The organism is Modestobacter sp. VKM Ac-2985, from assembly GCF_026967925.1.
Classification (GTDB): Bacteria; Actinomycetota; Actinomycetes; order Mycobacteriales; family Geodermatophilaceae; genus Modestobacter.
On the sequence record NZ_JAPVBI010000003.1, the window covers coordinates 719,030 to 740,056 of the forward strand.

Below are 21,027 nucleotides of genomic sequence, written 5' to 3' on the forward strand. Positions count from 1 at the left end.
CGTGCACTACGCGCGAACGGCGGGGCGCACCACCGCTCCGCCGGATCCAGCCACGTCAGAACGCGGCGCCGTGCTCCCGCTCGCGAGCTGGTGGACGGCGCACCTGAGCCACGTCTCGCGCCCTCTCCTTGATCCGCTCGGCGCTCTCTCGGGCCTCGACCAGCATCAGTCGACAGTCCGTGCAGAGCCCCGAGTCCCTGTTCCACGTCTGCCGGTCGCACATGCGGCATCGACAGGTCTCAGCGTCCATCACGGGGCCAGCGCCGCCGACGGGCACGACGGCGCGCCCGTCGCCCGACCACCGGCCGGTGAGGATCGCCCGAGGAGCCATGGGCCGAACGTAGGAACCTCATGGGTTGCGGCGCGAGCGTCAGATGACGGTGCCGTCACTGCTCATGACCGTTCGGCGCCGCTTCGAGCTGGCCGGAAGAGGCCTCGAAATGGGTGTTCCTACGGATGGCTCGGGCGCAGGATCGCCATAACTTCGGCGCGTGGAGTTCTCGTCCACGACCACGCGACGAAAAGAGATCTCATGTCCAGGCCCCGCCCTTCCACCGTCCTGCACGGACTCGACGTCGAGCAGGCAGCAGAGGTCTTCGACTACGTCGTCGTAGGAGCCGGGACAGCCGGCAGCGTCATCGCGGCACGGCTCACCGAAGACGTGCACACCCGGGTGCTGCTGATCGAGGCCGGCTCGGCCACCGCCCTCCCCGAGATGGAGACGCCGGGCATCTGGCCGCTGCTGCTCGGCACCTCTGCCGACTGGGGTGACTCGACGGTCGAGCAGGCGTTCCTCGGGGCGCCGCTGTACGCGCCGCGAGGAAAGGCGCTTGGTGGGTCCTCGAGCATCAACGGACTGAACTTCCTCCGCGGACACCGATCCAGCTACGACGCCTGGGCAGCCCAGGGCGCCACCGGCTGGGGTTTCGACGACCTGCTCCCCGACTTCCGACGCAGCGAGACCACGGTGGGACGCGACGAGACGCTGCGGGGCACCGAGGGCCCGCTGCTCATCGGCGTGACCCCTGAGCCGAGCCCGGTCGTCGTCGCGGCCCTGGAGGCGGCGACCGAGGTCGGCTGGTCGCTCGCCGACGACATCTCCTCCGGCGCGGAGACCGGCTTCGGGTTGTCCGACGCCAACGTGCACGAGGGCCGGCGGATGAGCGCAGCCGACGCGTACCTGCGCCCGATCGCGGGCCGCGCCAACCTCACGATCGTCACCGACGTGACGGTGCGACAGCTGACCATCGACGACGGCACCTGCACCGGGGTGGAGTACGGCACACCCACGTCCTCGACAGCCGCCACCGCGCTCCGGGAGGTCATCCTGACCGCCGGCGCCATCGGTTCGGCGCAGCTGCTCATGCTCTCCGGTGTCGGGCCCGCCGAGCACCTGACCGAGCTGGGCATCGAGGTGGAGCTCGACCTGCCCGGCGTCGGCGCCAACCTGCACGACCACCCGATGTCGACCGTCGTCTTCGAGCACGCCGCCCCCCTGCCGGGGGACCCGCAGAACATCTACGGCCAGGGCGTCGGGCTGGTACGCACCCGCGAGGAGCTGGCGGACCCGGACCTGCAGGTCCTCCTGATCAGCCAGCCCTACCGCTCGCAGAGCCTCCCCGGTCCCGGCCCCGACGGCGGGTACGCCATCGGCTTCTCCGCGATGCTCCCGCACAGCCGCGGCACGGTCCGCCTGGCCAGTCGCGACCACAGGGTCGCCCCGTTGATCGACCCGAACTACCTCGGCGAGGCCGAGGACCAGCAGGTGATGCTGGCCGGCCTGCGGATCGCCCGCGAGATCGGTGCCGCCGACGCCCTCGCGCCCTGGCGTGGGCCCGAGGTGCAGCCCGGCCGACCGCTGGACAGCGAGGAGGCGATGCTCGACTACCTGCGCGAGAGCCTCGTCGTGTACTTCCACTACGCCGGCACCTGTCGCATGGGCTCCGACGACCTCGCCGTCGTGGACCCGGAGCTGCGCGTCCGCGGCATCTCGCGCCTGCGCGTCGCGGACGCGTCCGTCATGCCCTCCCCGGTCTCGGGGAACACCAACGCAACGGTGTTCGCCATCGCCGAGCGAGCGGCACGGATCATCAGGTCCTAGTCGTGCACACCACACTGGAAGGCGTCGACTGCCTCGTCATCGGCGCCGGACCGGCCGGCCTCGCCGCGGCCCACGAGCTCATGCGCGTGGGCCGGCGGGTGCTGGTGCTCGAACAGGGCGAGGACGTCGCGATGAGCTGGCGGGCCCACCGGGTCGGCCTGCGGCTGCACACGGTGCGGCGGCTCTCCGCGCTGCCCGGGCTGCCCATCCCCCGCAGCTACGGCCGCTACGTCACCAGCGCGGACCTCGTGCGCTACCTCGAGCACTACGCGGCCAGCGCCGACATCGACATCCGGTTCGGGACCACCGTCACGCACATCGAGCCCGCAGGCGGCATCGACGGCAACCGGCGCTGGGTGGTCAGCACCGCCTCGGGCACGTCGTACGAGGCCACCACCGTCGTCATGGCGACCGGCTACAACCGGCGCCCGTTCATCCCCGACCTCCCGGGGCTGGACGGCTACGCCCGTCCGCACGTGCACGCGGCGGACTACCGCGGCGGCGACCAGTTCGCGGGCCTCGACGTGCTCGTGGTGGGTGCGGGCAACGCAGCGGCCGAGGCGGCGACCGAACTGGTGGCCGCCGGCGCCAGCCGGGTCAGCCTGGCGGTGCGCACGACGCCGCACATCGTGCGGCGGCGCGTGGGTGGCATCCCCATGCAGGCCATCGCCATCCTCATGAGCCTCCTCCCCGTGAGCGTGGCCGACCGGCTGGCGTCCGTGCTGTCGCGGCTCACCATCCCGGACCTGTCAGCGAGGAAGGTGGCTCGACCACGTCCTGACCTCTACACCCGGGTACGACGGGACCGGTCGGTCCCCGTCCACGACACGGGCATCGTGCGGCTCCTCGCACAGGGCGCCGTCACACCGGTGGCCGCGGTGACCGGGTTCGGGTCCGACTCGGTGCACCTGGCCGACGGGTCGGTGACGCATCCCGACGCGGTCGTGTTCGCCACCGGCTACCGACGCGACCTGGAGACGGTGCTGGCCGGACTGGGCCTCCTCGACGAGGAGGGCAGCCCGATCAGCTCAGGGACCGAGGCGGCGCCCGGCTTCTACTTCGTGGGCTTCACGGTGTCGGCCACCGGTGCTCTGCGGGAACTCGCCGGGGATGCTCAGCGCGTCGCCGAGCACGCGCGCCGGCGACCACACCGGGTGCTCGCAGCGGTCGGTCAGTGACGGGAGATCAGCTTGGCCCGGCTCGTCGCCCCGGTCTTCCGCAGGATCGCTGCGACGTGTGACTCCACGGTCCGCACGCTGACGAAGAGCTCCGCCGCGATCTCCCTGTTGCTCTGACCGGCGCGCAGGCACGCCAGGACCCTGGACTCGGCCGTGGTCAGTTCGGTCGCCGAGCGCGTCATGCTGCTCGGCGACCGGGCGGCGTCGACCTCCGCGCGCACGGGCACGACCCCGGCCTCGAGCGCGGCCTCACCGGCGGCCTGGAGGTCTGACCGGGCGAGCGCGACCTTGCGCAGCCGGTGCTGCACCCGAGCGCGTTGGAGCAACGCCCGTGCGACGTCTGCCGGTCGATGGTGTGCGGTGGACAGCTCGACTGCTGTGGTCGCCTGCGCCAGCGCACCGCCGAGATCTCCCCCGGCGGCCAGCTGGAGGGAGGTCAGCCGGTGGAGGTCGATCTGCGAGATCGGCCGGTCCCGGTCCTCGAGGAAGGCGCGCACCCGGTCCAGTCGTCGGGCTGCCTCGTCGTTCTCGCCGGCTCGCACCAGCGCCTCGGCGAGCGGCAGGTCCACGCGGAGACGGCTGCCCAGCTCGACGAGCTCGAGGGAGTCCGCGAGTTCGGCTGCCGCCCGCAGGTGCTCGACGGCGTGCTGCCACCGGCCCTGCGCCAGAGCCGAGGCCCCGGCGACCGCGGAGAGGGTCAGCTCGTCGGCCTCTCCCCCGCCGCGGTGTCTCCACTCGTCCACCGTCCGCGCGAGGACCTCGTGCCGGCCGTCGGCGATGAGCAGGAGGCCGGCGGTCAACTGCACGGCGGGGGGCAGCACCGGGGACGTGGGGTCGTGGTCGGCCAGCTCCATGAACGCCCGCGCTGCGGGCACGTCACCACCGACGACCTCCACCAGGGCGGCGTGGGCGAGGAAGGTCCGTGCCACGCCCTCCTTGCCCTCGCGCTGAGCCCACTCGACGAGGCCGACCAGTGCCCGACGGGACGCGTCGACGTCGTCCACCAGGTGCGCGAGGTGCGCGGTGGTGGCGAGTCCGGTGTCGTCCAGGCTCACCACGATCTGGACCGCCTGGAGTCGGTCCATCTCGGCGACGACGGTGAGGTCGAGGCCGGAGCCCGCCTCCAGGCGGGTGCGAGCACGTGCCCGCAGGGCGCGGTGGACGGCGTTGGGCGCGTCCACCGCAGCGAGCTCGGTCATGGCGGCAGCGGCCGACCGAGCGCGACCGGACACGGTCATGGTGGCGACGGCGAGGGTGTTCGCTCCCAAGATGGCTCGTCGTGCGGGGTCGGCGGCGGCCTCTGCGGGGCGCGCTGCGAGCCATGTCCGAGCAGCACCGGGCGTGCTGCCGGCATCGAGAGAACCGGTCGACAGCGCCACGTGGGCGTCGTACTGGCGCGCATCGAGACGGTCCTCCGCGACGCGGCTCAGGACCGCGAGGCACGCCTCCTCGTCACCGGCCGAGAAGAGCTGTTGCGCCTGGTTGAGCAGCCTCTCCTGACGGTTGGGTGCTCGAGGATCGGTGCGCTCGACAGCCTGCGCGTCGAAGTGTGCGGAGCGGAGGCGGGCGCCTCTCTGGCGCATGAGCACGGCTGCCAGCGTGAGCGCCTCGGCGATCGACTCGTCGGGCCCGGGCGGCGCCGACTGCTGCAGGTGTTGGGCTCGCAGGACCGGATCGTCGACAGCCCGGGCGATGAAGGCGTGCAGTTCCCGCCGACGTGCGGGAGCCAGCCGGGCCGCGGCAGCGGACGCGTGCAGGGGGTGGCGGGTGTGCACGCCCTGGGTGCTGACGACCAGGAAGCCGGCTGCCTCGGCCTGGTCGATCGCGGCGCGCGGGACGGCGCCGAAGCGCAGCACCTCGCCCAGCAGCGAGAGGTCCGGCCGACCGAGCAGGGCGACGATCGACACGACGTCGGCAGCCGGACCCAGCGCCCGTAGCCGCTCGGCCACGGCGACCGTGAGCGGCAGCGGGGCGGGGAGGGTCCCCACGGAGATCGCCCCGAGGTCGTCGAGCACTCCCCGGCCGATGAGCTCGCGGGCCCACATCGGGTTGCCGCCGGTGTGCTCGTGCAACGCCACGACCTGGGCCCTGGTCAGGGTGGAGGGCCACAGGGGGCGGATGAGCCGCTCGAGCTCCTCCACCGTCAGGCCCTCGAGGACGTGCACGTCCGAGGGCTGGAAGGTGAGGTCCGGGGCGTCGCGCGAACGGGTGCCGTACTCACGACTCGTCGCGACCAGACCCACCCGGGGGGAGGCGACCCGCCGGAACGCGCGCTCGATGCCCGCCGACGACTCCGGGTCCGACCACTGCAGGTCGTCGATCAGGAGGACCACCGGCGCCCGGGCCGAGAGCGCGCCGAGGATGCCCTCCAGCGCGATCGCGGTGCCGAGCGGTGGGACGTCCGCGACGGGCTGGTGACCTCCGATCGCGGTGCGCAGGATCGCGCGGTCCTCAGCGGAGAGCTCCATGAGCGAGTCCCAGTCCACGTCGCTCAACAGGTCCCGCAGCACGCTGTGCGCGGTGTGCCGCTCGGCGAACGACGGACTCGCCCAGAGGACCGTCGTCCCTGCGGCCCGGAACCAGGTCCTGGCTGCGTCGAGGGCCGTGGACTTGCCGATGCCGGGTTCACCGGTCAGCAGGATGCGCCGGCTGTCCCGCTCCAGGACGTGCCGGACGAGGCTGCTCGCCCGTGGCGGCTCGACGTCCGCGAGCCGGTCCCGCATCTGGCTCGTCATGGGTGCCTCCGATGACATGCACGGCACGACTGCTCGCGCTGGTCGTGGGTCGGGGATCGGCCCGGTGGAGCGCCGCGCGAGCGTCGCTCGCACGCCGGCGGGGCCGGCTGGTCAGCCGGCCCCGCCTCAGCGCGTCGACCCTCAGTTCTTCGCGGCGGCCTCCGCGATGACCTGGGCCACGACCTCGGGCTCCGCGGTCATCGACAGGTGTCCGGTCGCCACCCGGGTGAGGACGGACCCGGCGCGCTGGGCCATCCACAGCTGCGTCTCGAAGGCGATGCTGTGGTCATCGCTCCCGGCGACGTACCACGAGGGCAGCGTCTGCCAGGCCTGGTCCGCGCGCGCCGGCTCGGTCAGCGCCGCGTAGGCGATCGGGCGCTGCTTGGCGAAGAACGTCGCCGCGAGCTCGGCGGGCAACCCGTTGACGAACCCGCCCGCGAAGGCGTCGGGCCGCAGGTACAGGTCGACGTTGTGGTCCCCGGGGAACGGTGCCATGTCGAACAGGGCCTCGGCGTCGACCGGGCCGGCGTGGCCGGCCAGGTCGAGGATCGTCTCCCCTTCGGCCGGCACGAAGGCGTTGAGGTAGACGAGCGCTCCCACCTCGGGATGGGACAGCGCGGCGCCGCCGATGACCGCCCCACCGTAGGAGTGGCCGACGAGCACGACCGGGCCGGTCGTCCGTGCCTTCAGGAAGGCGACGAGGTGGTCGGTGTCATCGCCCAGTGCGCGGAGCGGGTTGGCGAAGTGGGTGACGGTGTAGCCGTCTGCGGCCAACAGCCTGTCGACGGCGTCGAAGGGGCTCGCGTCGCTCCAGGCGCCGTGGACGATGACGATGGTCGGCTTCGCGGTGGTGGTCGTGGGCGTGGTCATGGGTGCGTCCTTCTCTGGTCGGTACAGCGTGGGAGTGGGGTGCTCGCCGCCGGGTTCGCCGCTGACGGCAGCGGCGGCCACGGCGGGTGGTCGATGGCGAGCCGGACCCGTGTCCGGCGTCCTCAGCCGCGGATGGCCGCGAGGATCAGCTGCGTCACCTCACCGGAGTGACCGACCATCGCCAGGTGCGAGCTCCGGATCTCCACCGTGGTGGAGCCGGCGCGTGCGGCCATCGCCCGCTCGGCCGAGGGCGGGATCGCCCGGTCACGGCTGGCGACGAGGTACCAGGACGGGATGGTCGCCCACGCAGGCACACCGGAGGGCTCACCAAAGGCGGCGAGGGAGACCGGACGCTGTCCGGCCGCCAGCACCGCGGCGGTCCGGGCCGTCACGTCCGCCGCCATCACCTCGCGGAAGTGCGCCGGGTCGACGTAGGCGTCGGTGCCGCCCGGGAAGTCACGGTTCACCAGGTTGGCCAGGAGCAGGGACTCCTCCGGATGCCCGCCCAGGTCGTTCAAGGCACCCACGACCTCGCCTTCGGCCGGGGCGTAGCCGGCGACGTAGACCAGGCCACGGACGTCCGGGTTGCCGGTGGCCGCGTTCGTGATGACCGCTCCGCCGTAGGAGTGTCCGACCAGCACGATCGGCCCGCTGAGGGTGGCGAGGAAGGACCGGAGGTGGTCGGAGTCGGCGGTCAGGCCGCGCAGCGGGACCGCCGGTGCGTACACGGTGAGGCCGCGGTTCTGCAGCTTCCGCGTGACCTCCTCCCAGCTCGAGGCGTCCGCGAACGCCCCGTGCACGAGGACGATCGTGGGGCGGTCTGCGCCGTGGGCCGGCGTGGCCCCGGCGCTGGCGCCCGGGAGCGATGCAGCGACGACAGCGAGCAACGCGATGAGCAGGAACGTGCGCAGCCGACGTGGCGGCCGGTTCGATCGGGGGGTCATGTCGTCTCCTGGGATGGGTCGGGGCTGAGCCCTGCCGGATGGCAGGTGCGAGTGCCCCCTGCGCCGCCGGGGGCAGGGGCGGATGGAGGCGGACGTCGGCTCAGGGGTGAGCGGCAGGCTGTGCGGCCCGCGGGGTCAGGGCCGCCGCACGGATGACCGCGGCGACGGCGGCCGGCTGCGACAGCGCGACCGCGTGCGAGGCGTCCAGCTCGGTGACCTCGGCGCCGGCGCGCGAGGCCATGAACCGCTGCGCCTCCGGCTGGATCGCCCGGTCGGCCGTCGACAGCACGAACCAGGTCGGCAGCGTGCGCCAGGCGACCACCGGGGACGACTCCTCGAAGGCCGCCGCGGCAACGGGACGCTGCGAGGCGGCCATCACCGTGGTCAGGCCGGTGGGCAGGTCGGCGGCGAACACCTCGGCGAAGCGGTCGGGCTGGAGGCGGAGCTCCACGCCCGGCCCACCGTCAGCGGTGGCGAAGGGGGCAGGCCACAGGGCCGGGCCGAGCAGGCTGTCGGGGAAGCGGTCCGTCACGTCGGAGACGCGCTCCCCCTCCGCGAGGACGAAGGCGGCCACGTACACGAGGCCGACGACGTTGGGGGCGAGCACCGCGGCCCGGTCCACGACCATGCCGCCGTAGGAGTGCCCCACCAGGAGCACCGGGCCGTCGATCGCCGCAGCGATGACGGCGACGTGCGCCGCGTCCGCCGCGGTACCCCGGAGCGGGTTGGCCACCGCCTGCACGTCCATGCCGTCTGCCTGCAGTGCGGCAACGACTCCTGACCAGCTGGAGCCGTCGGCGAAGGCGCCGTGCACCAGCAGCACGGTCGGTGTGCTGCCGTTCTGGAACGATCCCCGGGGAGCCATGGGCTCAACGTAGGAAGCCCACAGGTGGCGTCGCGAGCGTCAGATGACGGTGCCTCACCTGCTGGGCGAGGGTGCCCGGCCCGCCGCGCGGCTCAGTCGCGGTGGAGGGCGGCGCGGAGCGCGCCCCGCGAGGTGATCCCCAGCTTCGGGAAGATCCGGTGCAGGTGCGAGCTGACCGTCCGGTGCGACAGGTTGAGCTGCCCGCCTATCTCGCGGTTGCTCAGCCCTCCGGCTGCCAACCCGGCGATCTGCAGCTCCTGGGGGGTCAGCAGTTCGTGGCCGCCGGGGGTCGTGCGCCGGTTCCGTTCACCGGAGGCCCGGAGCTCCTGGCGCGCGCGACCGGCCCATGGCGTGACGCCGAGGGCGTCGAACGTCGCTGCGGCCGCGCGCAGTGGACTGCGGGAGTCCGCAGCGCGCCGTTGCCGGCGGAGCCACGCCCCGTGGGCCAGCTGCACCCGCGCCTGGACGTAGGGCCACCGGGTCAGGTCACCGTCCAGCGCATCGAGGAAGAGGCGGTCGGCGTCCTCGTCGGAGGCGAGCACCGCACGCGCGTGCCCGAGGCCGAGGTGGAGCACCGGGGACGGTGTCTGCTGGGCCAGCCGCTCCATCCCGGTCACGATCGCCCGGGCCTCGACCTGGTGCCCGCTGTGGACGGCGGCCTCGGCCAGGTCGCCGAGAGCGAACGTGCGCAGCACCTGGTGGTACGCCGGGTCGTCGGCGTCCTGGACCCGCCGCAGGTGCTCCCAGGCAGCGGCATGGTCGCCGTCGACGAGCGCGGCCGCTCCCCGGGCGTTCTGGACGAACGCGAGCATGAGGTGTGCCCGCACTGGCCTCGCCACTCGTTCCGCTGCCAGCGCCCAGCTCTCGGCGTCCTCGCCCTGCAGTGCCGAGACGAGCGCCTGGCTGGCGCACGCCGTCGCGTAGGCGAGTGGCTGCGCGGTCTCACGTGCGAGACGGATCGCCTCCTCTGCCACCGGTGCAGCCAGCGAGAGGTCGGCCCGCTGCGCGGCGACCATCGACTGCACGGTCAGCGCTCTGGCCAGGAGTCCGAGCCGGCCCTGGGCGCGGAGGTCCGCCAGCGAGGCGCCGAGGAAGTCGGCAGCGAGGTCGAGGGCCCCGATCGATGATGCTGCATTGCCGAGCCTCCGCGCGTCCATCGCACTCGGCAGGCTGGTCCCCGCCAGGGCCGTCAAGCGGCCGTGCACGAGAGCACCTCTGGTCAGTGGCGCGGCCAAGGCGAGCACGCCGAGCAGACCGGGGTCGTCCGCGTCCACGCCCAGGCTCTCGGCGACGCTGACGACGCGGTCCCGGACGCCCGACGTGGGGCTGCCCCAGAAGCACCGGAGTGCGGCGCTCTCCAGCAGCTTGAGCGCGAGGGGGGTGTCCCCGTCCGCCGCCACCCGGGCGGCGGAGTCCGCCAGGTCCCCGATCCCCCCGGTGGCGCTGCGGAGGCCGTCGTCGAGACCGTCCCGGACCCACGTCATCGTCGTGCGTTCTTGCGCTGTCGCTCCGGTGGCGGCTTCGTCGAGCAACCAGGCCACGTCCTCGTGGCGCCCGAGCTGGACGGCGAGCTCAGCAGCGCGCAGGAAGCGTCTGCTGCGTTGAGCGGCCTCTCGACTCAGGCTCGCCGCGCGCTCCCAGGCGGTCACCGCGGTCCCCACCGCACCCCGTCGCTGGGCGTCGACCGCCACCGCCTCCAACTCGGCCGCGACGTCGTCGTCGGGCCCTGGGCAGGCGGCGGCACGGTGCCAGACGCGCCGGGCCGGGTCGTCGGCCAGGGCGTGCCCGATCGCGGCGTGCGCCGCCTGGCGCTGGGCCAGGCTCGATCGCTGGCGGATCGCCGTGCGCATCAGCGGGTGCCGGAAGGACACCGCCCGCAGATCGCCCTCCAGCAGGCCGGCCGTCATCGCCGGCGTCAGGTCCTCCAGGGTGACCGGTCCGCCGGTGAGGGCCGTGGTGGCTGCGAGCGCGCTGGCCAGCTCCTCCTCGTCGTTGAGGGCCGCCACGAGCAGCAGGGTCCGGGTGACGCTGGGGAGTGCCGCGACCCGCGCGGCGAAGGCGTGTTCCAGGCGCGTGGTGAGCGGCAGCCAGACCGGTGGCCGGGCGACGGCGCCGTCCTCCACCGTGTGCGGCAGCTCGACGAGGGCGAGTGGGTTGCCGGCGGCCTCGTCCAGCAACCGGCGTCTGGTCTCCGGCGTCGCCTGCGGGGCATGGCGGTCCAGCATCGAGACCGATGCCGCGTCATCGAGTCGGCGGAGCCGGAGTGCCGCAGCGCCCACGTCGTCGAGGACGCTGGCGAAACCGTCCCGCAGCGCCGTCACCAGCACGACGGGCTCGGCGTCCAGCCGGCGTCCGATGAAGGCGAGGATCTCCGCACTCGGGGCGTCGATCCACTGCGCGTCGTCGACGAGCACGAGGACCGGGACCTCCCGCGCTGACTCGCTGACCAGGTCGAGCGCCGCCAGCCCGATGAAGAAGGGATCGGGAGACGTGCCGGCCGTCATCCCGAACGCGATCAGCAGGGCGTCCTGGCGGGGCCCGGGCAAGCGGTCGATCAGGCCGAGCACCGGCTGGAGCAACCGCTGGAGACCGGCGAACGGCAGGTGGGCCTCGGACTCGACGCCCGTCGTGCTGAGCACTCGCATGCCTCGCGCGGAGGCGGAGCTGCGTGCTCCCCGCAGCAGCGCCGACTTCCCGATCCCGGCCTCGCCCGTGACGACGACGGCGGTACCGCGGTCGGGGAGGCGGTCGAGCAGTTCGCCGAGTCGCCGGGACTCGTGCTCGCGGCCGATCAGCGGCAGGTCAGGTGAGCCACCGGGCATCACGACGGGCACCGTCCGTTCCGCCCGGACGACGGGCCTCGTGCAGGCCCGACACGCTGCTCGAGCAGGGCCAGGACGTCGCAGGTCGTGCGAACACTATGAGACCGAGCGGCCGCATGGGCGTCGTCGCCACCTCAGCAGGATCAACAGTGGGAGAACTGGACGTCGAGCACCCGGTGGCCAGCGCTACCGGGGAGCAGCTGGACAGGCCCCTGGAGCGAGTGCCGTAGGCAGTGCCCACCCGACCCCGGCACCTCGCCGCATTCAGTGCGCGGACGAGTAGGACGCCAGACCGTCAGCCATCCTCTGCATCACCCCGCGCATGATGCGCCGCATCAGCCACCGGGTGCCCCAGCGAGCGGTGTAGCTGCCTGTCCACCGGATGACCGTTCCCCCGGAGGACGTCTCGTCGAGTTCGATCACCGCGGCGTAGTCGGAGACGAACGCACTGCGCACCCCCTCGTAGGCGAGCTGCCGGAGGGGATCGAGAGCGGTGATGCGCTCGACTGTGACCACCTTGCCGGTGCGGAAGGCCCGGGTGGCGCCGACGTCGTCACGGCCATCGAGTCCCAGCGCTTCGGACTGGTCGAGGACCAGCTCGTCGACGGTCGACCACGTGGGCCAGCTGGCCGAGTCGAGCAACAGTGACCACACCTCACCACGCGGGGCGGTCGACACCGCTCGCGCGTCGTAGGACAGAGCCATTGGCGCTCCTCACTGGGCCACAGAGACGACAGCACGGCCCTGGTCGGCTGTCTCGTGCACACGGGAGACGCCATCATCACCCGACCTCGGGTGACCGAGCGTGCGGAGCTCGCGCCGAGTTCGACGAGATCCCGTCCACGCAGCCGCGGCATCAGCCGCGCGGCAGGGCCCCCAGGAGCATGGTGGTGATGGCCAGCTGCAGGGAGTCGTGCAGTTCGAGGTGCAGGACGGCGAGCGCCGGTTCGGCCTCGTAGGCGGCGCGCACACCGGGCGGTGGCGAGCTGTAGGGGGCCAGTGCGCCGGCCAGGACCATCGCCTGGAAGCAGAACGTCTCGGCCGCGGCACCGAGCTCCGGCAGGTACCGGCGCAGGAGGTCAGCCGTGGCGGTGAGCCGGGTCAGGGCCACGCGCTTGTGGCGCAGGACGGCCTCGACGGTCACGTTGCGCTCCAGGACGCCACCCTGCGCCCCCACCAGGTCGCACAGCACCCGGTTCCCCGCCAGCGACCGGGCCAGCACCGCGGACAGCTGTTCGGCACGGACCTCCAGCGGCAGACCCGCGTCGACCTCGCTCGCGAGGTCGACGGTCAACTCGGCGAGCCAGTCCTGCACGACGGAGTTCATCAGCTCGAGGAGCACGCCCTCGCGGGAGTCGAAGTAGCGCAGCACGTTCGACTTCGCCAGGCCCACGCGGCGGCTGAGCTCGTTGAGGCTGACGTCGGCCACCGGCATCTCGTCGAGCATGGCGGCCGCCGTGTCGAGGATCGCCCGGCGCCTGATCTCGCGCTGCTCCTCACTGCGGGCCCGATGGAAGGTCACTGCGCAACCCTAACACCTTGCAGACCGTCGGTCTCTTGACAGCGGACCGACGGTCTCTTAACGTCCCGATCACAACAGACCGATGGTCTCTTCAGGAGGACGACATGAGCATCAACTGGACAGCGCGCGACATCCCCGACCAGCACGGTCGGGTGGCGGTCGTGACCGGCGCCAACACCGGCCTGGGCTTCGAGACCGCCAAGGCCCTGGCCGAACGCGGCGCCACGGTGGTGCTCGCCGTGCGGGACGTCGACAAGGGCGAGCAGGCCGCGGCCCGGATGATCGGCGACGTCACGGTGCAGCGGCTCGACCTGACGTCGCTGGAATCGGTGCACACGGCCGCGACCGCACTGCGCGACGCGCATCCGCGCATCGACCTGCTGATCAACAACGCCGGGGTGATGTACACCCCCAGGCAGACGACCCAGGACGGCTTCGAACGGCAGTTCGGCACCAACCACCTGGGCCACTTCGCGTTCACGGGGCTGCTGCTCGACCGGCTGCTGCCCGTGCCCGGATCACGCGTGATCACGGTCAGCAGCACCGGGCACCGGATTCGCGCAGCCATCCACTTCGACGACCTGCAGTGGGAGCGCACGTACTCCCGGGCCGGTGCGTACGGGCAGTCCAAGCTCGCCAACCTCATGTTCACCTACGAGCTGCAGCGCCGGCTCGCGGTTCACGGCACGACCACCGTCGCAGCCGCCGCGCACCCAGGGGTGTCGAACACCGAACTCGTGCGCAACTCCCCGACCCTGGTCCGGGCACCGATGGGCCGGCTGGCTCCGCTCCTCACCCAGCCGGCCGCGATGGGCGCCCTGCCGACGCTGCGGGCCGCGACCGACCCCGCCGTCCTCGGCGGGCAGTACTACGGCCCCAGCGGCCGCGGCGAGGTCCGCGGACACCCCCGGCTCGTCACGTCCAGCCCGGAGTCCTACGACCTCGCGGTCCAGCAACGGCTGTGGGCGGTCTCCGAGGACCTCACGGTCGTGACGTTCGGTGTCTGAGCACCCCTCGTCGACCCGGTGTCCTGACATGTCGCTCCTCGGCGAGTTCATCCGGACGCCCACGACGATCGGCGCTGTCGCCGCCAGTGGTCGAGCGTTGTCACAGGCCGCGACGGCACCGGTGCCGGTGGGGACAGACGTCGTCGTCGTCGAGCTGGGCCCCGGCACCGGGGCGATGACCGGAGCCATCGAGCGGCGACTCGCTGGACGCGGCCGCCAGCTGGCGATCGAGGTCAACGCACGGCTGGCCCTGCCGCTGTCCACCCGACACCCAGCAGTCGAGGTCGTCCAAGCAGACGCTGCCGACCTCCAGACCGTGCTCACCGACCGGGGCATCACGCACGCCGACGTCGTCGTCAGCGGTCTGCCCTGGGCCGCATTCCGACCACGGCAGCAGGAGCTGCTGCTCGACGCGGTGGTCAGCGGCCTGGCGTCCGATGGCGTGTTCACCACGTTCGCGTACCTCCACGGCCTCTGGACGCCCGCCGCCCGCCGATTCCGCCGGCAACTGGAGGCGCGGTTCGAGGAGGTCCTCCTGAGCCGGACCGTGTGGCGGAACCTGCCTCCCGCACTCGTGTACTACGCGCGTCGCCCCACCGAGGTCGGCCAGGCTCGGTTCGCGAGGGGCGTCACGCAGGTCGTCGCTGCCGCTGCCCGCGGCCGGTGGGTCACTGCAGGTGCCGCCCTCCGTCACCACGGCACGACGTCGTCCCGGCTCACGTAGGTGCCCGTGGGACCGTCGTCGTCGAGCATGGCCAGGCGCACGATCGCATCGCTCCCCTCGGTGACCGTCTGGGTGCCCTGGTGGTCGTTCAGGTCCGTCTTCGTGTAGCCGGGGTCAGCGGCGTTCACCAGGATGCCGGGCAGTTCCCGGGAGTACCGGAGGGTGAGCATCGTGAGCGCCGTCTTCGAGATGGCGTACACGGGCGGGACGACCCGCCAGTCGAACATGTCGTGCTCGAGGGTCGCCGCGAACGAACCCACGAGGGAGGACACGTTGACGATCCGGGCGTGCCGGGACTCCCGGAGGAGCGGGATGAAGGCGTTGGTGACCCGCAGCGCCCCCAGCAGGTTGGTGTCCAGCAGCGCGGCGGCGTCGGCGGCGTCGGTGCTCTCCAGTGGTGCCACCGCGCTGTTGACCGCGGCGTTGTTGACCAGGACGTCCAGGCGACCGTGGTCCTGCCGCACCCGTTCGGCCGCCCCGTCGACGCTGGCCTGGTCGGTCACGTCCAGGTGGATCAGCCCGACGCCGAGGTCGGCGGCGGCTGCGCGGCCGCGCCCGGCATCTCGTGCGCCGATCACGACCGTGTGCCCGGCATCGCGGAGCCGTCGGGCCGTCTCGTACCCGATGCCCTTGTTGCCCCCGGTGACGAGGGTGATGGTGTCCATGGGCGCCAGCCTGCGACGCCGCGGAGCCGGGTGGAAGGCGACGTGGGTCGGTAGGACTGCTGGTACCACCCTCCGCTGGCAGCGGTCAGGGGGAGGCAGGATGGTCGCGTGGCAGCCCCTCTGAGCGATCCCGGAGCAGCGCCAGGTCTCGGGGCCCTGTTGCGCCGGTTCCGGGACCGCTGCACGTTCGCTCCCGACGACGCGGTCGCCGCTCGCCGCGCCCCGGGTCTCCGCCGCGAGGAGCTGGCCCTGCTGGCAGGCGTCTCCGTGGACTACCTGGTGCAGCTGGAACAGGGACGAGCGTCCCGACCGTCGGCGTCCGTGGTCGCGGCACTGTCCCGTGCGCTGCGCCTCGACGCGGACGAGTCCGCGCTCTTGCACCGCGCCGCTGGCCTGGCCCCCATCGTGGGGCCCGTGGTCCGAGTCGTCCCCGCAGGCGTCGAGCGCATGGTCGCTCGGCTCCAGCAGTGGCCGGTCGCCGTGTACTCGGCCGACTGGTGGCTGCTCCGGTGGAACACCGCGTGGTCGGCGTTGCTCGGTGATCCCGCGCCCGTCGGGGCCCGTGAGCGCAACGTCGTCTGGTTCGAGATGACCCAGCCGAACCCGGGCGTGTGGATCGATCCCAGCGAGGACGAGAACTACCGGGACGCCATCGTGGGCGACCTGCGGGTGGCCCTGGTCGAGCATCCCCATGACCCGGAGCTGGTGGACCTCGTCGCCACTCTGCGCCAGACCAGTCCCGAGTTCGTCGAGCGCTGGGATGCCGCACGTCCCGCCCGCTTCCGGGGCATGCGGAAGCACGTGCAGCACCCCGACGTCGGACTGCTCGTCCTGGACGGCGACGTCCTCCAGGCGCCTGGCTCCGACGTGCGACTGGTGGTCTACTCACCGGCCCCCGGGACGCGGGACGCGCACCGCCTCACGCAGCTCTCGCTCCGCGGCACCGGTACCCCCTCACCAGGCTCCCCGCTGACCGTCCCCTAGCGACCGGTCGGTCCGGGCAGCCCCGCACCCGTCGTCGCGCGCCAAGCGCACCCTCGGCACCGCTGCGCCGTCGCTGTCACCCAGCGTCCCCTGCATGCGTGCCGTGCAGATCACCCGCTTCGGCCGCCCTGAGGTCATGGACGTGGTCGACCTGCCCGACACCCCCCTGGAGACGGCGAGCAGCTGTTCGACGTCTCCTCGGCCGGCGTGAACTCCGACGACACCCACCACCGGGAGTCGTGAGAGGTACGTCAGCGTCCAGCGACGGCGACCCCGGTCCGCGACAGCCGGACGGTCATCCGTTGGTCTGAGGCGGCATCCGTGGTTCCCAGACCCGCTCGCGGATGACCGACTGCCTCGTCGAGCGAGCAGGGAGCGTCAGGCCGGATCGTTCTCCGTTCGCGGCAGCAGCTCGAACGTCGCCGGCCCCGTCAGGACCCCGTTCACCTGCAACGCGATCGCATGGGCGCCCGGGTGGTAGCGGCGGGTGGTGATCTCCCGGAAGGAGTGCTCCCGGTGGATCTCCAGCTCCTCCCCCGCAGCCAGGGTCCGGCTGGTGAGCTTGAAGGTCTTCGCGCTCGTCCCACCGCCGGCCTTCCGGTGGTGGACGACGTAGTCGATGGCGAGCCGGGCACTCTCGGCACCGACGTTGCAGAGCACGGCGCGGAAACGGACGCTGCCGCCCCACGGGACCTCGTCCTCGAGGACGTGCGGGCCGTCGACGTCCACCGACGCCGGCGTGAAGCCGAGGAGGCCGAGCGCCCCGGGGTGCCCCCGTTTCACCAGGGTCCGCAGGCCGTGTCGCACGAGGGCAGGTGTCGTGGGCGCCGCGTCGCCGAGCCAGCGGCCCGCGGTGTCGATGACCAGGTCCGGTTCGTCGCGGCTGAGGTCGTTCAGGTGGTTGGCGACTGAACGGCGCACGTAGTCGCTCTCGTCCCGGTACAGCGCATCGAGGATCGGCACGGTGATCCCGGGGCGGTGGAGCAGCTCCGGGACACGCGTGGACCAGGGCAGGTAGGGCCGGGTGCCCTCGCTGGCCAGCCGCCGCACGTGGTCGTCGGGAGAGCTCGTCCACCTCCGGACGCTCTCGAGTGCCAGGTCGAGGTCCTGGCGGAGGAGCGGACGCACCGCGAACTCCGAGGTCAGTCTCCCGGTGAGCTCGGCGAGGATCGCCATGGCGTCCAGGAATGCCTCCTCGGTGCCCTGCTGGACGGCCCGACTGGCGACCGCGGTCGTGACCGGCCAGATCAGCCACCCGCCGAACGCGGGATCAGCATCCGCAGCCGCCCGGACGACGTCCGCCAGGGCGCGATGGTCACCGGGGACGTCGGCGAGGAGGGCGTCGCGCAGCAGGTCGGCCCGCTCCCGCACGGTCAGCCCGTCGAGCGCGCCGGCGACGTGCGGGAGCGCGCGCAGTGTCCGCCCGGGAGCCGCGGCCTGGATCGAGTGGAAGAGCGTGGTGGCGACCTGCGGGCCGATGAGCTCCTCAGCGAAGGGCATGCCTCCATGATCAGCGCCCCTGACGGCCTCGTGGCCGGGCGCGCTGCCCTAGGAGCACTGCACCCTGGGCCGGACGCGGAGCAACGCCCACAGTCGGCCGTGCCATCCGGCACACCGAGCCTGCTCATCCGCTCCGGGCCAGCAGGCCACCACGAGGAGACCGACATGTCGGGCACCGAGCACACCGTCGAAGAACAGTCCCCAGACGCCATGCGCAACGCAGCCGGCCCCCCGCGGCGACGCCCCCGCCTCGATCGCCGTCATCGTCGCCCGACGGTGACGGACCTCCTGCACGCCGTCCCCCGTGGCCGTCGTCGGAGCGCCACCGGGGCGGCGGGAGTCATCGCCGCGCTCGTCGCCATCCTCGGGCTCGCTGCCCCCGCCAGTGCGGGTGGCGGCCATGACGGCCGCGACAAGCCGACGGTCGTCATCGTCCACGGCGCCTGGACGGACGCAGGGTCCTTCAGCGACGTCCAGCAGCAGCTGCAGCAGCGCGGCTACACCGTGCTCGACTTCGCCAACCCGCTCCGGTCGCTCAGCGGCGACAGCGCAGGGCTGGCCTCGTTCCTGCAGAACCGGACGAGCGGCCCGGTGGTCCTCGTCGGCCACTCCTACGGCGGCGCAGTGATCACCGAGGCCGCCACCAGTGACCCCGACGTCCGCGCCCTCGTCTACGTCGACGCCTTCGTGCCGGAGAAGGGCGAGAGCCTGCTGGCGCTGCTCTCCAGTGCCGGCCCCGTCGACCCGTCGGCCCTGTTCGACATGGTGCCCTACCCCGGAGCGCCGGAGGGTGACGTGGACCTGTACCTGAAGGAGGCTGCCTTCCACGCCACGTTCGCCAACGGCCTCCCGCGCAAGGAGCGGGCCGACCTCTACGCCCGGCAGCGCCCCATCACGTTCGGTGCCGTGAACGAGGCCACGGCGAACGAGCCCGCGTGGACGTCGCTGCCCTCCTGGTACGTCGCGGGGACCGAGGACGGCTCCATCCCGCTGGCGCTGCAGGAGCGCATGGCCTCCCGCGCCGGCGCGGAGCTCACCACGGTGAAGGCCGGGCACCTCGCGATGACCCGCTCCCCTGCCGCGGTCGCGAAGGTGATCGAGCAGGCCGCCACCGCCGCGGCCCACTCCTGAGTCGACGTCGCCGCAGGACGGGGAGCCGGTAGTGCATCGGCTCCCTGCCCTGCGGCGGCGCTCGCCCCATCACCGATCCCACCCAGCACCCGAGGAACAGCACCCGAGGAACGAGGAAGCCATGCCAGCCAACCGCCGCACACATCATCTCCACGCCGCCGACGAGCCCGAGTTCGCGCGCACCCCGGCCGTCCACCACGTCTCCATCGGCGGCTCCGGCTCCCCGGGGACCGACGAGTTCTACCGCAAGAAGGCCGCCGTCGCCGAGATCGCCCGAGCCCTCGACGCGGGCGGCTCCGACCCGGTGGTGGAGATCCAGTACTGGTACCCGGCAGGGTCGACGCCTGTGGAGATCGCCGACTTCTACAGCGTCAACCCCGTCCCCTCACTGCGGTACCGGGTGCTGGCGCTCGTCCCTGTCAGCACGACAGCGGACGACCTGGCCACCGCGCGTGCTCACGCGGCGACCACTGCTGAGACGGACGAGGTGGAGCTGTTCTCGCTGCCGGAGCAGGACGTCGTGCAGGTGATGCACCACGGGCCCTTCGCCGATGAGTTCGGGACGCTCGCCCGGCTCGGCGAGTTCGCCCGGGGTCTCGGCCTGCACCGCAACGGGCCGCACCACGAGCTGCACCTGGACGGCTTCACCCGGGAGACCTCCCAGCACGCCCTCCGCACGATCCTCCGGGACCCCGTGGCGTAGGTCCAGGCGGCCGGAGGTCAGGTCTGAGCGGTGGGTCCGCCGGCCGAGGGAGCGAGGCCCTGCTCGATCTCGTCCATCGTGTCCGCGAAGGCAGTGGAGATGTCGATGCCGAGGCGCTCGGCGATGACGATCACCCACCACAGCGACTCGGACAGCTTGTGGGCCAGCTGCGCGTCGACGTCACCGTCGGTCTCCCAGGTCCCGTCGTGGGCGAGGATGAGCCGACCGACGGTGCCGACGTCGTTGCTGAAGCCCAGCATGAGCTCCTGCAGCGTCCACACCTGGCCGTTCAGCCGACGCTCGATGGCCTCGTACAGGGCTCGGACCTCCATCGCCCGCCGACGTGCTGACTCCAGGTCGACCTGCTCTGGGTGGGTCACGAGAACTCCTGTGTCGGAGAGGTGCGGGGAGCACCGGGCTGGTGGAGACCTGGTGAGCCCTCCCGCTGAGTCGCCTCGATCGTGCCGAGGAGGGCCAGGGCGTCCTCGCTGGGACTGCCTGGTGCTGCGCTGGCCACGGTCAACTGCAGCCCCGGGGACTCGCGTACGTCGAAGGTCTGATAAGCGAGCTCGAGCTCGCCGACGGCGGGATGACGGATGTGCATGTGCACCGTCGTGAGTCCGGCGACCTCGTGGTCGTCCCACATGGCAGCGAAGTCCGGGCTGCGGACGTAGAGGCGGCGCACGAGGGCGGCGACCTCGGGATGGGGCGGTGAGAAGCCCGCGGCGAGGCGGATGCCGCTGACCGCGGCGTGCGCGGCGTCGTCCCAGTGCACGAAGTACGTCCGCGCGGTCGGGTCGAGGAACATGTACTGCAGCACGTGGCCGTCCTGGTTGGCGGGAGCGATCAGCCCGGTCGCGATGTCGTTGGCTGCGAGCACCCTGAAGGCGGGGTTCACCACGTAGGCCGCGGCCTTCGGGAACGAGTTCATCAGCTGCCGCAGGTGCGGGCTCGGCTGCTCGTCGGTGACCCGGGTCGTCGGGGCGAGCCTCGCCAGGCGGAAGGCGTGGTCCCGGGCGTCCGCGCCGAGCTGCAACGCGCGTGCAACCGCCTCCAGGAGCTGTGGGGACGGGGTGCGCTCGCGACCTTGCTCAAGACGGGCGTAGTAGTCGGAGCTCACGCCGGCCAGCACGGCGACCTCTTCACGTCGCAGGCCCAAGACGCGTCGGCTGCCGATGCTGCGCAGCCCGGCGGACTCAGGGGTGAGCCGCGCCCGGTGGGCTCGGAGGAAGTCCCCGAGCTCGTTGCCTCTCCCGCAGGGCTGCGTACCGGGCAC

General features: G+C 72.5%; 18 protein-coding genes. 7 read left to right on the forward strand and 11 right to left on the reverse strand.

What is annotated here, in order from left to right; all coding sequences use genetic code 11:
* The first annotated feature begins 532 nt into the window (after window positions 1-532).
* Together O2V61_RS19435 and O2V61_RS19440 are read left to right on the forward strand one after the other, a co-directional pair.
* On the forward strand, window positions 533-2,101 hold the full coding sequence (locus tag O2V61_RS19435) for a GMC family oxidoreductase (RefSeq protein WP_269184917.1): 1,569 nt from the start codon (window positions 533-535) through the stop codon (window positions 2,099-2,101).
* A 2-nt stretch (window positions 2,102-2,103) separates the two neighbouring features.
* A complete protein-coding gene (locus tag O2V61_RS19440) occupies window positions 2,104-3,279 on the forward strand; it encodes a flavin-containing monooxygenase (protein ID WP_269184918.1) in 1,176 nt (391 codons plus the stop codon).
* On the opposite strand, the gene O2V61_RS19445 is transcribed toward O2V61_RS19440, so the two are convergent.
* The 7 genes from O2V61_RS19445 to O2V61_RS19475 form a co-directional block, all read right to left on the reverse strand.
* Window positions 3,273-6,014 (reverse strand): helix-turn-helix transcriptional regulator, encoded by a 2,742-nt coding sequence (locus tag O2V61_RS19445; protein WP_269184919.1) that lies wholly within the window; start codon window positions 6,012-6,014, stop codon window positions 3,273-3,275. The genes O2V61_RS19440 and O2V61_RS19445 overlap by 7 nt on opposite strands.
* 141 nt (window positions 6,015-6,155) lie before the next feature.
* Window positions 6,156-6,884, reverse strand: coding sequence for an alpha/beta fold hydrolase (locus O2V61_RS19450; protein ID WP_269184920.1), 729 nt, complete (start codon window positions 6,882-6,884; stop codon window positions 6,156-6,158).
* 122 nt (window positions 6,885-7,006) lie between these two features.
* Window positions 7,007-7,828, reverse strand: a complete 822-nt coding sequence (locus O2V61_RS19455; protein WP_269184921.1) for an alpha/beta fold hydrolase — start codon at window positions 7,826-7,828, stop codon at window positions 7,007-7,009.
* A gap of 100 nt (window positions 7,829-7,928) precedes the next feature.
* On the reverse strand, window positions 7,929-8,693 hold the full coding sequence (locus tag O2V61_RS19460) for an alpha/beta fold hydrolase (protein ID WP_269184922.1): 765 nt from the start codon (window positions 8,691-8,693) through the stop codon (window positions 7,929-7,931).
* Between the two features lie 92 nt (window positions 8,694-8,785).
* On the reverse strand, window positions 8,786-11,527 hold the full coding sequence (locus O2V61_RS19465; protein ID WP_269184923.1) for an ATP-binding protein: 2,742 nt from the start codon (window positions 11,525-11,527) through the stop codon (window positions 8,786-8,788).
* Window positions 11,528-11,779: 252 nt separating this feature from the next.
* Entirely contained in the window at window positions 11,780-12,220 is a 441-nt protein-coding gene (locus tag O2V61_RS19470; protein ID WP_269184924.1) for an SRPBCC family protein, read from the reverse strand.
* A 151-nt stretch (window positions 12,221-12,371) separates the two neighbouring features.
* Complete coding sequence (locus O2V61_RS19475) at window positions 12,372-13,037, reverse strand: TetR/AcrR family transcriptional regulator (RefSeq protein ID WP_269184925.1); 666 nt, start codon at window positions 13,035-13,037, stop codon at window positions 12,372-12,374.
* 104 nt (window positions 13,038-13,141) lie between these two features.
* Here O2V61_RS19475 and O2V61_RS19480 point away from each other — a divergent pair, with 104 nt between their 5' ends.
* Complete coding sequence (locus tag O2V61_RS19480) at window positions 13,142-14,044, forward strand: SDR family NAD(P)-dependent oxidoreductase (RefSeq protein ID WP_269184926.1); 903 nt, start codon at window positions 13,142-13,144, stop codon at window positions 14,042-14,044.
* 28 nt (window positions 14,045-14,072) lie between these two features.
* Complete coding sequence (locus O2V61_RS19485) at window positions 14,073-14,768, forward strand: class I SAM-dependent methyltransferase (RefSeq protein ID WP_269184927.1); 696 nt, start codon at window positions 14,073-14,075, stop codon at window positions 14,766-14,768.
* Here O2V61_RS19485 and O2V61_RS19490 read toward each other — a convergent pair.
* Window positions 14,735-15,433, reverse strand: a complete 699-nt coding sequence (locus tag O2V61_RS19490; RefSeq protein ID WP_269184928.1) for an SDR family NAD(P)-dependent oxidoreductase — start codon at window positions 15,431-15,433, stop codon at window positions 14,735-14,737. The genes O2V61_RS19485 and O2V61_RS19490 overlap by 34 nt on opposite strands.
* Before the next feature lie 108 nt (window positions 15,434-15,541).
* On the opposite strand from O2V61_RS19490, the gene O2V61_RS19495 reads away from it, so the two are divergent.
* On the forward strand, window positions 15,542-16,417 hold the full coding sequence (locus O2V61_RS19495; protein WP_269184929.1) for a helix-turn-helix domain-containing protein: 876 nt from the start codon (window positions 15,542-15,544) through the stop codon (window positions 16,415-16,417).
* Between the two features lie 378 nt (window positions 16,418-16,795).
* On the opposite strand, the gene O2V61_RS19500 is transcribed toward O2V61_RS19495, so the two are convergent.
* Entirely contained in the window at window positions 16,796-17,917 is a 1,122-nt protein-coding gene (locus tag O2V61_RS19500; protein WP_269184930.1) for a DNA alkylation repair protein, read from the reverse strand.
* Window positions 17,918-18,193: 276 nt separating this feature from the next.
* Between O2V61_RS19500 and O2V61_RS19505 the strand changes: the two genes are divergently transcribed.
* Window positions 18,194-19,048, forward strand: coding sequence for an alpha/beta fold hydrolase (locus O2V61_RS19505; protein ID WP_269184931.1), 855 nt, complete (start codon window positions 18,194-18,196; stop codon window positions 19,046-19,048).
* A gap of 121 nt (window positions 19,049-19,169) precedes the next feature.
* Entirely contained in the window at window positions 19,170-19,751 is a 582-nt protein-coding gene (locus O2V61_RS19510; RefSeq protein WP_269184932.1) for a GyrI-like domain-containing protein, read from the forward strand.
* Between the two features lie 17 nt (window positions 19,752-19,768).
* On the opposite strand, the gene O2V61_RS19515 is transcribed toward O2V61_RS19510, so the two are convergent.
* On the reverse strand, window positions 19,769-20,131 hold the full coding sequence (locus O2V61_RS19515) for a hypothetical protein (protein ID WP_269184933.1): 363 nt from the start codon (window positions 20,129-20,131) through the stop codon (window positions 19,769-19,771).
* Window positions 20,128-21,027, reverse strand: a complete 900-nt coding sequence (locus O2V61_RS19520) for a helix-turn-helix transcriptional regulator (RefSeq protein WP_269184934.1) — start codon at window positions 21,025-21,027, stop codon at window positions 20,128-20,130. Before O2V61_RS19520 ends, O2V61_RS19515 begins: the two co-directional genes overlap by 4 nt.